Source organism: Stappia sp. WLB 29 (assembly GCF_023507705.1).
GTDB lineage: Bacteria > Pseudomonadota > Alphaproteobacteria > Rhizobiales > Stappiaceae > Stappia.
The window spans coordinates 344414-359259 of record NZ_JALBGD010000001.1 but is presented as its reverse complement, the minus strand read 5'-3'; the positions used below and the strand labels follow the sequence as shown (position 1 = coordinate 359259).

13 protein-coding genes are annotated in these 14846 nt (G+C 65.6%); 12 read left to right on the top strand and 1 reads right to left on the bottom strand.

All coding sequences use genetic code 11. The features are described 5' to 3' along the window. Positions 1-7 precede the first annotated feature (7 nt). A complete protein-coding gene (gene recG, locus MNI96_RS01700) occupies positions 8-2116 on the bottom strand; it encodes an ATP-dependent DNA helicase RecG (RefSeq protein ID WP_249689790.1) in 2109 nt (702 codons plus the stop codon). Positions 2117-2315: 199 nt separating this feature from the next. Between recG and MNI96_RS01695 the strand changes: the two genes are divergently transcribed. From MNI96_RS01695 to MNI96_RS01640, 12 genes are all read left to right on the top strand, one after another. Beyond that, on the top strand, positions 2316-2612 hold the full coding sequence (locus MNI96_RS01695; RefSeq protein ID WP_249689788.1) for an FAD assembly factor SdhE: 297 nt from the start codon (positions 2316-2318) through the stop codon (positions 2610-2612). A 50-nt stretch (positions 2613-2662) separates the two neighbouring features. Beyond that, positions 2663-6163, top strand: coding sequence for a transcription-repair coupling factor (gene mfd / locus MNI96_RS01690; protein ID WP_249689786.1), 3501 nt, complete (start codon positions 2663-2665; stop codon positions 6161-6163). 87 nt (positions 6164-6250) lie between these two features. Beyond that, complete coding sequence (locus MNI96_RS01685; protein WP_249689784.1) at positions 6251-6589, top strand: FtsB family cell division protein; 339 nt, start codon at positions 6251-6253, stop codon at positions 6587-6589. Positions 6590-6784: 195 nt separating this feature from the next. Then, positions 6785-7837, top strand: a complete 1053-nt coding sequence (gene pdhA, locus MNI96_RS01680) for a pyruvate dehydrogenase (acetyl-transferring) E1 component subunit alpha (RefSeq protein WP_283776279.1) — start codon at positions 6785-6787, stop codon at positions 7835-7837. 15 nt (positions 7838-7852) lie between these two features. After that, complete coding sequence (locus MNI96_RS01675; protein ID WP_249689782.1) at positions 7853-9247, top strand: pyruvate dehydrogenase complex E1 component subunit beta; 1395 nt, start codon at positions 7853-7855, stop codon at positions 9245-9247. Positions 9248-9262: 15 nt separating this feature from the next. Continuing rightward, complete coding sequence (locus MNI96_RS01670) at positions 9263-10654, top strand: pyruvate dehydrogenase complex dihydrolipoamide acetyltransferase (RefSeq protein WP_249689780.1); 1392 nt, start codon at positions 9263-9265, stop codon at positions 10652-10654. Positions 10655-10760: 106 nt separating this feature from the next. Further along, the gene (lpdA, locus tag MNI96_RS01665; protein WP_249689778.1) at positions 10761-12209 is read left to right on the top strand and encodes a dihydrolipoyl dehydrogenase; all 1449 of its coding nucleotides are present in this window, start codon (positions 10761-10763) and stop codon (positions 12207-12209) included. Between the two features lie 96 nt (positions 12210-12305). After that, positions 12306-12554: a GlsB/YeaQ/YmgE family stress response membrane protein gene (locus tag MNI96_RS01660; protein WP_158192312.1), complete on the top strand. Its 249-nt coding sequence runs from the start codon at positions 12306-12308 to the stop codon at positions 12552-12554. 58 nt (positions 12555-12612) lie between these two features. Further along, a complete protein-coding gene (locus tag MNI96_RS01655; protein WP_158192311.1) occupies positions 12613-12852 on the top strand; it encodes a GlsB/YeaQ/YmgE family stress response membrane protein in 240 nt (79 codons plus the stop codon). After that, positions 12849-13286: an acyl-CoA thioesterase gene (locus MNI96_RS01650; protein ID WP_249689775.1), complete on the top strand. Its 438-nt coding sequence runs from the start codon at positions 12849-12851 to the stop codon at positions 13284-13286. Before MNI96_RS01655 ends, MNI96_RS01650 begins: the two co-directional genes overlap by 4 nt. Before the next feature lie 54 nt (positions 13287-13340). After that, on the top strand, positions 13341-14324 hold the full coding sequence (gene lipA, locus MNI96_RS01645) for a lipoyl synthase (RefSeq protein ID WP_249689773.1): 984 nt from the start codon (positions 13341-13343) through the stop codon (positions 14322-14324). A 61-nt stretch (positions 14325-14385) separates the two neighbouring features. Beyond that, the gene (locus MNI96_RS01640; RefSeq protein WP_249689772.1) at positions 14386-14841 is read left to right on the top strand and encodes a type II toxin-antitoxin system RatA family toxin; all 456 of its coding nucleotides are present in this window, start codon (positions 14386-14388) and stop codon (positions 14839-14841) included. The last annotated feature ends 5 nt before the right edge of the window (positions 14842-14846 follow it).

Sequence of the window (14846 nt, the reverse complement as noted above, 5' to 3'; positions counted from 1 at the left end):
CCCGACGTCACCCGGCGCGGAGCAGGCGGACCGCTTCGTCGCGGCCGAAGAGATAGAGCAACATCTTCAGGTGCGGACCGCGCTTGCCATCGAGGGCCGGCTCGGTCTCCAGCACCAGCCGGGCGTCGTCGCGCGCGGTCTCCAGCAGCTCTGCTTGCGTACCTGCATCGGCGATGCGGAAGCCCGGCGTGCCGGACTGGCGGGTGCCGAGAATTTCGCCCTCGCCGCGCAGCCGCAGATCTTCCTCGGCGATCAGGAAGCCGTCGTTGGTTTCGCGCATGATCGACAGGCGCGCGCGGGCAGTTTCGCCGACAGGCGTCTTGTAGAGCAGCAGGCAGGTCGAGGCTTCCTTGCCGCGCCCGACCCGGCCGCGCAACTGGTGTAGCTGCGACAGGCCGAATCGCTCGGCGTGCTCGATGACGATGATGGAGGCTTCCGGCACGTCGACGCCGACCTCGATCACCGTGGTGGCGACGAGAAGCTGGACGGGGCCGTCCTTGAACGCGCGCATGGCAGCGTCTTTCTCGTCGCTGCTCTGGCGGCCGTGCACCAGCGCAACGCGCGGTCCAAGGAGCTGCGTCAGGACCGCATGGCGCTCCTCGGCCGCAGCGAGGTCGGACTTTTCCGATTCCTCTACGAGAGGGCACACCCAGTAGGCCTTCTTGCCTTCCTGCAAGGCGGCACGCAGGCGCTCGACCACCTCGTCCATGCGGTCGAGCGGCACGACGACCGTGGTGATCGGCTGGCGGCCGGCGGGCTTTTCCGTCAAGCGGGAGACTTCCATGTCGCCGAAATAGGTGAGCACCAGCGTGCGCGGGATGGGCGTGGCCGTCATCACCAGCATGTCGACGCCCTGTCCTTTGGAGGCGAGCATCAGGCGTTGGTGGACGCCGAAGCGGTGCTGCTCGTCGACGATGGCCAGGCCGAGATTGGCAAAGGCAATGTCTGACTGGAAAAGCGCGTGGGTGCCGACGAGAAGGTCGATCTCGCCGGCTTCCAGCGCTGCTCGCGTCTCGCGCTTGTGCCGGGTGCCGTCTCGTCCGGTGAGGACGGCAATGCGAATGCCGGCGGCCTCGCACAGCGGGGCGAGCGAGGCATGGTGCTGGCGGGCGAGGATTTCGGTCGGCGCCATCAACACGGTCTGGGCGCCCGATTCGATGGCGGCAGCCGCTGCGAGCAAGCCCACCACGGTCTTGCCGGCGCCGACATCGCCTTGCAGCAGACGCAGCATGCGGATGGGCGAGGCGAGGTCCTCCTCGATTTCCCGGACCGCCTGCGCCTGTCCGTCCGTCAATGAGTAGGGAAGGGCAGCCAGGATCTTCGCCTTCAAGGCTCCGTCAAATGTGCGGCCAATGCCCCGTGTCTGGCGCAGCGAGCGCCGCACGAGGGCAAGCGCAAGCTGGTTGGCGAGAAACTCGTCATAGCTGAGGCGCGCCAAAGCTGCGCTTTCCTCGCCCTGTTCGGCAAGGCGCGCCTCGTCCGGCCGATGCAGCGCGATCAGTGCCTCGCGGAACGAGGGCCAGTTCGCCCGCTTGCCATGGGCAGCATCCAGCCATTCGGGAAGATCCGGCACGCGCTCCAGGCCCGCAGCGATGGCCTTTTGCAGTACCTTGCCCGACAGGCCCTGCGTCAGCGGATAGACGGGCTCGACCAGCGGCAGCGTGTCGGCCTCGTCCGCCGGCACCACATGGTCGGGGTGAACCATCTGCGGACGGCCATTGAACCACTCGACCCGGCCGGAGACGATGAGATCGGCGCCCACCGGCATCGATTTTTCCAGCCAGCTGGAATTGGCATGGAAGAACACGAAGGCGATCTCGCCGCTGTCGTCGTGGCCGAAGATCCGGTAGGGGGCGCGACTGCCGCGGGGAGGGGCCTGATGGCGGTCGATCCGCACCTCCAGCGTGACGATGGCTCCTTCCGGTGCACGCGCGATGCCGGGGCGCAGGCGCCGGTCGATGATGCCGCTCGGGATGTGCATCAACAGGTCGATGACATGCGGCTCGCGTTCCGGGTCCGTTCCCAGAAGGCTGACAAGCCGTGTCGCCAGCCTGGAGCCGACGCCCGGCAGGGACGAAACGGGAGCGAACAGGGGATCGAGGATCGAAGGGCGCATGGACAGGAAGCGGGCCGGTCTTCTGGCTGGTGGACATGCTGCCAAGGGCACGGTCGCTGGAACCGGCGGCAGCCCCGTGCATTGAGTTTCACGCGGGGACCGCTATAACCCGCGCACGATCAGGGTTCTGTCAAGGCCGCACCCGTGCGGCCGGGCAGATGCGTCCCCAGCGGACGCTGGCGAAGACAAAGGAAACGGCATGGCAGACCGCACGGTCACGTCCGAAAGCGAGCGCGACGACGACAACGCGCGGCGCAAGCGCATTCTCTATCGCTGCCAGCATCGCGGCATGAAGGAGATGGACATTCTCCTCGGCGGCTATGTGGGCGAGAACATCGCCACGATGAGCGAGGCGGAGCTTGCCACGCTGGAAGTGCTGATGGACGTGTCCGACCAGGAGTTGTTCGCCTGGATGATCGGGCGCAAGCCGGTCCCGGCCGAGCACGATACCGAGCTTTATCGCGCCATCGCCGCCTATCGCAGCCAAAGCAGCTAAACACTCCGCCAGTCGCATGGGGTGTGGCTGGCCGGGCCGGGAACCGAATCGTGGTCGACAAACTCTCCCTCAAGACAGGCAATGCCGTCATTACCGGCGTGCCGGATGGCGCGGAAGCCTATGTGCTGGCCGCTCTGGTCAAGGATGCGGGGCCGGGCCTCTCCCTCGTGTTCGTGGCGCGCGACGCCAGTCATGCGCGCAGCGTGCAGGATGCGCTCGCCTACTTCGCGCCCGATTGCGATGTGCTCGACCTGCCGGCCTGGGATTGCCTCCCCTATGACCGGGTTTCGCCGACCTCCGCGCTCGTCGCCCGGCGCCTGACGTCGCTCAGCCGGCTTGCCGGCGGAGGCGGTGCGTTCGAGGGGCCGACGATCCTTCTCACCACCGCCAACGCCGCCTTGCAGCGCCTGCCGGTGCCGGATTTCGCCCGCAGCCAGAGCTGGAGTGCCCGTCCGGGCAACCGGGTCGATCTCGGCGGGCTGGTCTCGTGGCTGGAGACCAACGGCTTCGTGCGCTCCTCCACCGTGCAGGACACGGGCGAATACGCCGTGCGCGGTGGTATCGTCGATGTCTTCGCGCCGGGAATGGAAGCGCCCGTCCGCCTCGACTTTTTTGGCGACACGCTGGAATCGCTGCGCACCTTCGACACCGAAACCCAGCGCACGACGCGGCAGATCAAGCATCTCGATCTCGTCGCGATGAGCGAGGTGGTGCTTACGGACGAAACCGTCTCGCGTTTCCGCAAGGGTTATGTGGCAAGCTTCGGCGCCGCCGATCGGGACGACATCCTCTACCAATCGATCAGCGAAGGCCGTCGTTATGCCGGCATGGAGCACTGGCTGCCGCTGTTCCACGACCGACTCGCAACCCTGTTCGATTATTGCCCGGGCGTGCCCTTCGTTCTCTCGTCATCCATCGACGACGTGGTGCGCGAGCGTCAGGAGCAGATCACGGAACACCATCAGGCGCGTGTCGATGCGCTGGGCAAGTCCTCGGGCTCCGGAGCGGTGCCGTACAAGCCGTTGGCGCCGGATGCGCTTTATCTGACCGGCGAGGAATGGGCGACATCCCTTGCAAACGGTGCGAGCCTGCGCCTGTCGGCCTTCGACGTTCCTCCCGGAACAGGGCAGCAGGTGTTGGAGCTCGGTGGCCGGCAAGGACGCAGCTTCGCGGCGGAACGCTCCGCCGGCGACGTCAACGTCTTCGATGCCTTGGCGGCCCATGCCAGCGCCCGGCGCAAGGCAGGCGACCGCATCGTCATCGCCTGCTGGAGCGAGGGATCGCGCGAGCGCCTGTCGCATGTCCTTGCAGATCACGGCCTCGACCGCGCAGCGCCCGTTGCGACCGACCGCGATGCGCTGGGCCTGCCCAAGGGTATGGCCGCGCTCGCCGTGCTCGGCATCGAGCAGGGCTTCGAGGTCGACGGCCTGACCGTCATCTGCGAACAGGACATTCTCGGCGACCGTCTGGTGCGCCAGCGTCGCCGCAAGGCATCGGGCGCCAACGTCCTGACCGAGGCCGCCAGCCTTGCCCAGAACGACCTTGTGGTCCACGTCGACCACGGCATCGGCCGGTTCATCGGCCTGCGTACCATCGAGGCGGCCGGCGCGCCGCACGATTGTCTCGAGCTGCAATATGCCGGCGGCGACAAGCTGTTCCTGCCGGTCGAGAACATCGAGCTTCTGACCCGCTACGGATCGGAAGACACCGAGGCGCAGCTCGACAAGCTGGGCGGCGGGGCCTGGCAGGCCCGCAAGGCCCGGATGAAGAAGCGGATCCTCGAGATCGCCGACGGGTTGATCAAGACCGCTGCCGCCCGGGCCCTGCGTACCGCACCGCCCATCGTTCCGCCGGAAGGCGTCTACGACGAATTCGCGACGCGCTTCCCCTATGACGAGACCGAGGACCAGCTCAACGCCATCGACGCGGTGTTCGAGGATCTTGCGTCCGGCCGCCCGATGGACCGGCTGGTCTGCGGCGATGTCGGTTTCGGCAAGACCGAGGTGGCCCTGCGGGCGGCGTTCATCGCGGCCATGACCGGCCGGCAGGTCGCGCTGGTGGTGCCGACGACGCTGCTGGCCCGCCAGCATTTCAAGACGTTCTCCGAGCGCTTCCAGGGCCTGCCGATCAATGTCGCCCACGCCTCGCGTCTGGTGCCGGCCAAGGACCTTGCGGCGACCAAGAAGGGGCTTGCCGACGGTTCGGTCGATATCGTCGTCGGCACCCATGCCCTGCTCGGCAAGGGCGTCACCTTCCGCGATCTCGGCCTGCTGATCATCGACGAGGAGCAGCATTTCGGTGTGAAGCACAAGGAGAAGCTCAAGGAGCTGAAATCCGAGGTGCATGTGCTGACCCTGTCGGCAACGCCGATCCCGCGCACCCTGCAGCTGGCGCTGACCGGCGTGCGGGAACTGTCGCTGATCGCGACGCCGCCGGTGGACCGGCTTGCCGTGCGCACATTCATCTCGCCGTTCGATCCGGTGGTGGTGCGCGAGGCGCTGCTGCGCGAGCGCTATCGCGGCGGCCAGAGCTTCTATGTCTGCCCACGCGTCTCGGATCTTGCCGAGCAGAAGGCCTTCCTCGAGCAGAACGTGCCGGAGGTGAAGGTCGCCGTGGCGCATGGCCAGATGGCGCCGAGCGAGCTGGAAGACGTCATGAACGCCTTCTACGAGGGCAAGTACGACGTGCTTCTGTCGACGACCATCGTCGAATCCGGCCTCGACATCCCGACCGCCAACACGCTGATCGTCCACCGGGCGGACATGTTCGGCCTTGCCCAGCTCTACCAGCTGCGCGGGCGCGTCGGCCGGTCGAAGACGCGGGCCTATGCGCTGTTCACGGTGCCGGCCAACAAGTCGCTGACGACCACCGCCGACCGGCGGCTCAAGGTGCTGCAGTCGCTCGACAGCCTCGGTGCCGGTTTTCAGCTCGCCAGCCACGATCTCGATATTCGCGGTGCCGGAAACCTGCTCGGCGAGGAGCAGTCGGGGCACATCAAGGAAGTCGGCTTCGAACTCTATCAGCAGATGCTGGAAGAGGCGGTGGCGCAGCTGCGCACCGGCGACGACACCGAGGCCGAGGAGACCTGGTCGCCGCAGATCCAGGTCGGGACGCCCGTTCTCATCCCGGAAAGCTATGTCGCCGATCTGCCGCTGCGCCTCTCTCTCTATCGGCGACTGGCGGACCTTGCCGCGCCGGAGGAGATCGACGCGTTCGGCGCCGAGCTCATCGACCGTTTCGGTCCGCTGCCGGAAGAGGTGGAGCACCTTTTGAAGATCGTCTTCATCAAGGGGCTGTGCCGCCGGGCCAATGTGGAGAAGATCGATGCCGGACCGAAGGGCGTGGTCATTGCCTTCCGCAACAGCTCCTTCGCCAATCCTGCCGGGCTGGTATCCTACATTGCCGAGCAGGGCGTGCTGGCGAAGATCCGCCCCGACCAGAAGGTGGTCCTGGTGCGCGACTGGGATAGCGCCGAGCAGCGGCTCAAGGGCAGCGCTGCCGTCCTGCTCAAGCTGGTGCGCCTCGCGGAGGCAGAAACCGCTGCCGCCTGAGCCTTTCGCTTTGGCGGCAACCATCCATTAAGGCTGTTGGTCGATAGTGATCCCGTCGAACTGTTCGTATCGAGTCGGGTCGCTTCCGTGCCGTTCAATTCCACCCGTTACCGCCGCCGTACCCTTCGCCAGCGCCTCACGGTGCCGGCGATTGCTGTGGGGCTCGTCGCCTATTTCGCCTTTCACGCGCTGAACGGCGAGCTCGGTCTCGTGGGCAAGGCCCGGATCGAGCATCGCTATGCCGAGCTCGAGAAAGAGCTTGCCGTGGTGCGCGGGGAACGCGAAGATTTGCTCAGGCGCGTGATGCTGCTGCGCCCCGAAAGCCTCGATCCGGACATGATCGACGAGCGGGCGCGCGCAAGCCTCAACCTGGTGCATTCGCAGGAGCTGGCGATCCTGCGCCCGCGCCGCGCCTCTGCAGAATAACTGAAAATAGGTTCAGAATGTATATTGAACCACATTTCAGTTAAATTCAGAAAAGAGAATTGATATCAGTCACTTGAGATGATTCTGCTGCCATCAACTTCCGGCTTTCATTGACTTTTCCCCTCGCGTACCTTCCGCTAGATTGCTGAAGGGGAAACGCAGTCCCGCAAGGGGCGCAAAACCGAGACGAGGGACATGGCTGGAACGTCTGGCAAGACCTCCGGTGCACGCTCGAAGAGCGCTGCCCGGTCGAAGGGAGGGGCGGCCAAATCGTCGCCCGCGATCGTAGAGTTCACCAAGGAGCAGGAGCTGAGTGCCTATCGGCACATGCTGCTCATCCGCCGTTTTGAGGAAAAGGCCGGCCAGCTTTACGGCATGGGCCTGATCGGCGGCTTCTGCCACCTGTATATCGGTCAGGAAGCGGTCGTCGTCGGCATGCGCATGGCATCCAAGGACGGCGACCAGATGATCACCGGTTATCGTGATCACGGCCATATGCTCGCCATGGACATGGACCCGAAGGGCGTCATGGCCGAGCTGACCGGACGCCGGGGCGGCTATTCCAAGGGGAAGGGCGGCTCCATGCACATGTTCTCCAAGGAAAAGCAATTCTACGGCGGCCACGGCATCGTCGGTGCCCAGGTCTCGCTCGGCACGGGCCTCGGCTTCGCCAACCGCTACCGCGAGAACGGTGCGGTCGCGATGACCTTCTTCGGCGACGGCGCCTCCAACCAGGGCCAGGTCTACGAAAGCTTCAACATGGCGCAGCTGTGGAAGCTGCCCGTGGTCTATGTCATCGAGAACAACAAGTACGGCATGGGCACCAGCGTCGAGCGCGCCTCCGCGACGACGGACCTGTCCCAGCGCGGCGCCTCGTTCGGCATTCCCGGCGAACAGGTCGACGGCATGGACGTGCGCGCCGTCATGGCGGCCAGCGAGAAGGCGCTCGAGCACTGCCGCTCGGGCAAGGGCCCGTACATCCTCGAAATGATCACCTATCGCTATCGCGGCCACTCCATGTCCGACCCGGCCAAGTACCGGTCGAAGGAGGAGGTCCAGAAGATGCGCACCGAGCACGATCCGATCGAGCAAGTCCGCAAGCGTCTGCTGGACAACGGATGGGCGAGCGAGGACGACCTCAAGGCCATCGACAAGGAGGTGCGCGAGATCGTGGCGGAGTCCGCCGAGTTCGCGCAGACGGATCCGGAGCCGGATGTTTCCGAGCTCTACACCGACATTCTTCTTTGATCGCGGGAGCGTACGATGCCGATTGAGATTCTGATGCCGGCCCTCTCCCCGACGATGGAAGAGGGCACCCTGGCCAAATGGGTGAAAAAAGAAGGCGACAGCGTCGCCGCCGGCGATGTCATCGCCGAGATCGAGACCGACAAGGCGACCATGGAGGTCGAGGCGGTTGACGAGGGCGTGCTCGGCAAGATCCTCGTTGCCGAGGGCACCGAGAACGTCAAGGTCAACACGCCCATCGCCATGCTGCTGGGCGAGGACGAGGATGCGTCCGCCCTCGATGCCGCGCCGAAGGCCGCCGCTGCAGCGCCCGCGCCGCAGGAAAAGCAAGCCGAGGCTCCGGCCGAGAAGCCGGCTCCGGTTGCCGCCGCGCCCGTCGCTCCGGCCCCTGACGACGTCAGCGACCCGGATGTGCCGGAAGGCACGCCGATGGTGAAGACCACCGTCCGCGAAGCGCTGCGCGATGCCATGGCGGAAGAGATGCGCCGCGACGGCGACGTCTTCCTGATGGGCGAGGAAGTCGCCGAATATCAGGGCGCCTACAAGATCTCGCAAGGCCTGCTCGAGGAGTTCGGTGCCAAGCGCGTCATCGACACCCCGATCACCGAGCACGGGTTCACGGGCCTTGGCGTCGGCGCGGCGATGGCCGGCCTCAAGCCGATCGTCGAGTTCATGACCTTCAATTTCGCCATGCAGGCGATCGACCAGATCATCAACTCCGCCGCCAAGACGCTCTACATGTCCGGCGGTCAGATGGGCGCGCCGATCGTGTTCCGCGGCGCCAACGGTGCCGCGGCCCGCGTCGCCGCCCAGCACAGCCAGGACTATGCGGCCTGGTACGCCCATGTCCCGGGCCTCAAGGTCGTGCAGCCGTGGTCGGCGGCCGATGCCAAGGGCCTGCTCAAGGCCGCGATCCGCGATCCGAACCCGGTCGTCTTCCTCGAGAACGAAATTCTCTACGGCCAGACCTTCGAGATCCCGGACGTCGAGGACTTCGTCCTGCCGATCGGCAAGGCAAAGGTCGAGCGCAAGGGCAGCGATGTAACCATCGTATCCTGGGGTATCGGCATGACCTACGTCATGAAGGCGGTCGAGGAACTGGCGGCTGCCGGCATTTCCGCCGAAGTGGTCAACTTGCGCTCGATCCGTCCGCTGGACATCGACACGGTCATCGCTTCGGTGAAGAAGACCGGGCGCCTGGTCACGGTCGAGGAAGCCTACCCGATGTGCTCGGTGTCCTCGGAGATCGGCTATCAGGTTCAGGAAAAGGCGTTCGACTGGCTCGACGCGCCGATCCTGCGGGTCACCGGCAAGGATGTGCCGATGCCCTATGCGGCCAACCTCGAGAAGCTGGCTCTACCTTCGGTGAAGGAAGTCATCGACGCGGTCAAAGCCGTCACCTACACGGCCTGAGGCGGGGAAGAGACGATGCCAATCAAGATTTTGATGCCGGCCCTCTCGCCGACGATGGAAGAGGGCAATCTCGCCAGGTGGCTGGTCAAGGAGGGCGACACCGTCTCCTCCGGCGACGTCATCGCGGAAATCGAGACCGACAAGGCGACAATGGAAGTCGAAGCGGTCGACGAGGGCAAGGTCGGCAAGATTCTCGTCGCGGAAGGCACCGAGGGCGTGAAGGTCAACGAGGTCATCGCGCTGCTGCTCGAAGAGGGGGAGGATGCCTCCTCGCTCGACGGCGCCGCGAAGGCCGACGCTGCACCTGCCGAGGCGGAAGCACCCGCGAAATCGGAGGCTCCGGCAAAGTCCGAGGCCTCTGCAAAGTCGGAGCCGTCCACTCCGGCCGCTGCCGAGCCGGCGGCTCCCGCCAAGGCTCCGCCGGCCCCGGCCGGCGACAAGGGCGAGCGCATCTTTGCCTCGCCTCTCGCCCGCCGGCTTGCCGCGCAGGACGGTCTCGACCTTGCCGCGATCTCCGGCTCCGGTCCGCATGGCCGCATCGTCAAGCGCGATGTGGACGAGGCGCTGAAGTCGGGCACGGGCCGCAAGGGCGCGGATGCGCCGAAGGCCGCTGCGGCCGACAAGCCCGCCGCTGCCGAGGCTCCCAAGGCCGCCGCGCCGTCCGGCATGGCGGACTCGCAGGTGCTCAAGCTCTTCGAGGAGGGCAGCTACGAGGTCGTGCCGCATGACAACATGCGCAAGACCATCGCCAAGCGCCTGACGGAGTCCAAGCAGACCGTGCCGCATTTCTACCTGACGGTGGATTGCGAGCTCGACGCGCTGCTGGCCCTTCGCGCCCAGCTCAACGATGCGGCGCCGAAGGACAAGGACGGCAAGCCGGCCTACAAGCTCTCGGTCAACGACATGGTCATCAAGGCCCATGCTCTGGCGCTGAAGGCGGTGCCGGCGGCCAATGCCAGCTGGACCGACGGCGGCATGCTGGTCCACAAGCATGCCGATGTCGGTGTTGCCGTGGCCATCGAGGGCGGCCTGATCACCCCGATCATCCGCCGGGCCGACGAGAAGACACTGTCCGCGATCTCCAACGAGATGAAGGACCTTGCCGGCCGCGCCCGCAGCCGCAAGCTGCAGCCGCAGGAATACCAGGGCGGCACCACCTCGGTCTCCAATCTCGGCATGTTCGGCATCAAGGACTTCGCCGCTGTGATCAATCCGCCGCACGCAACCATTCTCGCGGTCGGCGCGGGCGAGCAGCGCGCCGTGGTCAAGAACGGTGCGCTGGCGATTGCCACCGTCATGTCGGTGACCCTGTCGACCGACCACCGCGCGGTCGATGGCGCCCTCGGCGCGGAACTGATGTCTGCGTTCCGGCAGTTGATCGAAAACCCGATGAGCATGCTGGTGTGATCAGCAGGCCGGCGCCGCATCGCGGTGCCGGCCGTCTCGCCATCACTTCCGTTTCCGCCGGGCGCAGCCTTCCGGCGCGCCCGCCGTCCTATCTGGAGGACTTTTCATGAGCGGTACGTCCTACGACGTCATCATCATCGGCTCGGGTCCGGGAGGCTATGTCACGGCCATCCGTGCGGCGCAGCTCGGCCTCAAGACCGCGATCGTCGAGCGCGAGCATCTTGGCGGCATCTGCCTCAACTGGGGCTGCATCCCGACCAAGGCGCTGCTCCGGTCGGCGGAGATCCTCGATCACGCCAACCATGCCAAGAGCTACGGCCTGAAGCTCGAGGGCAAGATGACCGCAGACGTCAAGGACGTGGTCGCCCGCTCGCGCGGCGTCTCGGCCCGTCTCAACGGCGGCGTCGCCTTCCTGATGAAGAAGAACAAGATCGACGTGATCTGGGGCGAGGCGAAGCTGACCAAGCCCGGCGAGATCAGCGTCGGCAAGTCGACGAAGCCGGTGGTCGAGCCGCAGAACCCGGTGCCGAAGGGCGTCAAGGGCGAGGGCACCTACACCGCCAAGCACGTCATCGTCGCGACCGGCGCGCGTCCCCGTGCGCTGCCGGGTATCGAGCCGGACGGCAAGCTGATCTGGACCTATTTCGAGGCGATGAAGCCGGACGTCATGCCCAAGTCGCTGGTCGTGATGGGCTCGGGCGCCATCGGCATCGAGTTCGCCTCCTTCTACCGTTCGATGGGTGCCGAGGTGACCGTCGTCGAGGTGATGCCGCAGGTCATGCCGGTGGAAGACGCCGAGATCTCCGCATTCGCCCGCAAGCAGCTTGAAAAGCGAGGGTTGAAGATCCTCACCGAGGCCAAGGTCGCCAAGGTCGAGAAAGGCGCCAATTCCGTTACCGCGCATGTTGAGACCAAGGACGGCAAGGTGGAGAAGATCACCGCCGACCGCCTGATTTCCGCTGTCGGCGTGCAGGGCAATATCGAGGGCCTCGGCCTGGAGGCGCTCGGCGTCAAGACCGACCGCGGCTGCATCGTCATCGACGGCTACGGTAAGACCAACGTGCCGGGCATCTATGCGATCGGCGACGTCGCCGGCCCGCCGATGCTGGCCCACAAGGCCGAGCACGAGGGCGTCATCTGCATCGAGAAGATCGCCGGCGTGCCGGGCGTCCATCCGATGGAGAAGGGTCGCATTCCGGGCTGCACCTATTGCAACCCGCAGGTCGCCTCCGTCGGCCTCACCGAGGCCAAGGCCAAGGAGCAGGGACGCGATATCCGCGTTGGCCGCTACAGCTTCGCGGCCAACGGCAAGGCGATCGCGCTCGGCGAGGACCAGGGACTCATCAAGACGATCTTCGACAAGAAGACCGGCGAACTGATCGGTGCCCATATGGTCGGCGCGGAAGTGACCGAGCTGATCCAGGGCTTCGTGGTCGCCATGAACCTGGAAACCACCGAGGAAGAGCTGATGCACACGATCTTCCCGCACCCGACCCTGTCGGAAATGATGAAGGAGAGCGTGCTCGACGCGTATGGCCGGGTGCTGAACGCCTGAGGGCTGGCGGCGGTCCAATCTATCTTGAGTTGTGCTCCGAAGCGTCTACCCTTGGCGGGCGCCTCGCGGCGCTTCTTCAAAACGGGGACTTTCGACATGGACGTCAAGAACATCCTCATCTGGTGCGCCATCGGTCTCATTGCCGGCTGGCTCGCCAGCCTGTTGATCGGCGGCGGCGGTCTTGTTCGCTATCTCATCACCGGCCTGATCGGCGCGTTTGTCGGCGGCTTCCTGTTCAATCTTGCCGGCATCAACATCAATGTCGGCAATGCCTTCGTGAATCAGGTCATCGTCGCGGCGGTCGGTGCGATTGTCGTGGTGCTGATCGCGCGGGTGCTTGCCTGATCGGACGGATAACATTACCGGCCGGGCGATCCCCGGCCGGCTTTCAGGTGAGGGCAGAATGGGCATCATCCTCTGGATCTTGATCGGGCTGATCGCCGGTGCCGTTGCGCACCGTGTGCTCGACAGCCGCGGCGGCTTCTTCGGCAGCCTGGTCGTCGGCCTGATCGGCGCGCTGGTGGGCGGCAAGCTTGCGGAAATCTTCAAGCTCAACGTGTCGGGCGGGTTCATCGACCAGCTGGTGCTGGCGACGGTGGGCGCGATCCTGCTGTTGTTCGTGTGGCGGAAGATCCGCGGTTGAGCGACGCTGCCGCCATCATCGATGCCTTTCCGCTGCGCACGAGCGACAAGTTGCGCTACAGCGACACGGATCGGCAGGGTCACGTCAACAACGCGGTCTATTCGACGTTTCTGGAAACCGGCCGGGTGGAGCTTCTGTTTCATGCTGCCGGGGAGCTCGCCGAACCGGGTGCGGCCTTCGTGATCGCCCGGCTGGAGCTCGACTTCCTTGCCGAAGGCCTGTGGCCGGGCACCGTGGAGATCGGCACGGCGGTGGCGAGTATCGGGCGCAGTTCGGTGACTTTGGAGCAGGTGATCTGCCAGGACGGCCGGCCGCTTGCGAAGGCGCGCAGCGTGGTGGTGCAGATCAACGAAGCGACCCGCCGCTCGCAGCCGCTCGGCGAGACCGCCGTTTCGCAGCTCAAACGCTACATGAGACCTGCTGCGGCGGTATAGCAGACCGGCGCGGAACCGCTTGACCTTTCACCCCAACAGCGACACTTAGGTGCCATGGTTACACTCCTCGACACGGTCACCCAGGGCAACTCGCAGGCCGAGCGGCCCCGCCACCCGGAAAAGGCCCATCGGCCCGACAATCCGATCCAGCGCAAGCCTGCCTGGATCCGGGTGAAGGCACCCACGTCCCCCGTCTACCGGGAGACGCAGCAGGTCGTGCGCTCCAACAATCTCGTGACCGTCTGCGAGGAAGCGGGCTGCCCGAATATCGGCGAATGCTGGTCGAAGAAGCATGCCAGCTTCATGATCCTCGGCGATACCTGCACCCGCGCCTGCGCCTTCTGCAACGTGCGCACGGGCATGCCCGGCCCGGTCGATCCGAAGGAGCCGGCCGGCGTTGCCGAGGCGGTTGCGACGATGGGCCTTCAGCATGTCGTCATCACCTCGGTGGATCGCGACGATCTTTCCGACGGCGGTGCCGGCCATTTCGCCGAAGTGATCCAGGCGATCCGCGAGCGCGCGCCTTCGACCACCATCGAGGTGCTGACGCCCGATTTCCTGCGCAAGCCCGGCGCGCTGGAGACGGTGGTTCGCGCGCGGCCAGACGTCTTCAACCACAATCTCGAGACCGTGCCGTCGAAGTATCTGACCGTGCGCCCCGGCGCCCGCTACTTCCACTCCATCCGCCTGCTGCAGCAGGTAAAGGAGATCGACCCGGGCATGTTCACCAAGTCGGGCATCATGGTCGGCCTCGGCGAGGAGCGGAACGAGGTCCTTCAACTGATGGACGATCTGCGCACAGCCGATGTCGACTTCCTGACCATCGGCCAGTACCTGCAGCCGAGTTCCAAGCATCACGCGGTGATGCGCTTCGTGACGCCCGACGAGTTCACGGCGTTCGAGAAGATCGCCTATGCGAAGGGCTTCCTGAAGGTTTCGGCGAGCCCGCTGACCCGTTCCTCGCATCACGCGGGCGAGGACTTCGCCGACCTGAAGCGCGCGCGCGCCGCAAAGCTGGGCCAAGCCGCGTCCGCCTGATCTTTCGGCCCGGCTGGACGTCGGGCCGCCGACACGAGAAAGACGCAGGACCGAAAGTCACATGCCGTCATTCCAGACCGTGCATAAGGTGGCGCACAGCAGCGACGACATGTTCGCGCTCGTCGCCGATGTGGAGAAGTATCCCGAATTCGTGCCGCTTTGCGAGAAACTGCAGGTGAGGGGGCGCAAGGATCTCGGCGGAGGGCGCGAAGTGCTCGTTGCCGACATGACCGTCGCCTACAAGCTGTTTCGCGAGACCTTCACCAGCCGGGTAACGCTGGAGCCTGCCAACAGGCGAATTCTCGTCGAGTATCTCGACGGCCCGTTCCGGCACCTGGAAAATGTCTGGACGTTCAAGCCGCTCGGCGAGGATGCCTGCGAGGTTGGTTTCGACATCAGCTATGAGTTTAAGAGCCGCACGTTGAGTGCGCTCATGTCGGCGATGTTCGACCGGGCTTTCAGGAAGTTCTCCGATGCCTTCGAGGCGCGGGCCGACGTGGTCTACGGCGCCGGCTAGCCGGG

Bases quoted from the DNA above. Each gene is read 5' to 3' on its own strand.
- recG (WP_249689790.1), bottom strand. From the start codon at position 2,116: ATGCGCCCTTCGATCCTCGATCCCCTGTTCGCTCCCGTTTCGTCCCTG.
- MNI96_RS01695 (WP_249689788.1), top strand. From the start codon at position 2,316: ATGGCAGACCGCACGGTCACGTCCGAAAGCGAGCGCGACGACGACAAC.
- pdhA (WP_283776279.1), top strand. From the start codon at position 6,785: ATGGCTGGAACGTCTGGCAAGACCTCCGGTGCACGCTCGAAGAGCGCT.
- MNI96_RS01675 (WP_249689782.1), top strand. From the start codon at position 7,853: ATGCCGATTGAGATTCTGATGCCGGCCCTCTCCCCGACGATGGAAGAG.
- MNI96_RS01670 (WP_249689780.1), top strand. From the start codon at position 9,263: ATGCCAATCAAGATTTTGATGCCGGCCCTCTCGCCGACGATGGAAGAG.
- lpdA (WP_249689778.1), top strand. From the start codon at position 10,761: ATGAGCGGTACGTCCTACGACGTCATCATCATCGGCTCGGGTCCGGGA.
- MNI96_RS01660 (WP_158192312.1), top strand. From the start codon at position 12,306: ATGGACGTCAAGAACATCCTCATCTGGTGCGCCATCGGTCTCATTGCC.
- MNI96_RS01655 (WP_158192311.1), top strand. From the start codon at position 12,613: ATGGGCATCATCCTCTGGATCTTGATCGGGCTGATCGCCGGTGCCGTT.
- lipA (WP_249689773.1), top strand. From the start codon at position 13,341: ATGGTTACACTCCTCGACACGGTCACCCAGGGCAACTCGCAGGCCGAG.
- MNI96_RS01640 (WP_249689772.1), top strand. From the start codon at position 14,386: ATGCCGTCATTCCAGACCGTGCATAAGGTGGCGCACAGCAGCGACGAC.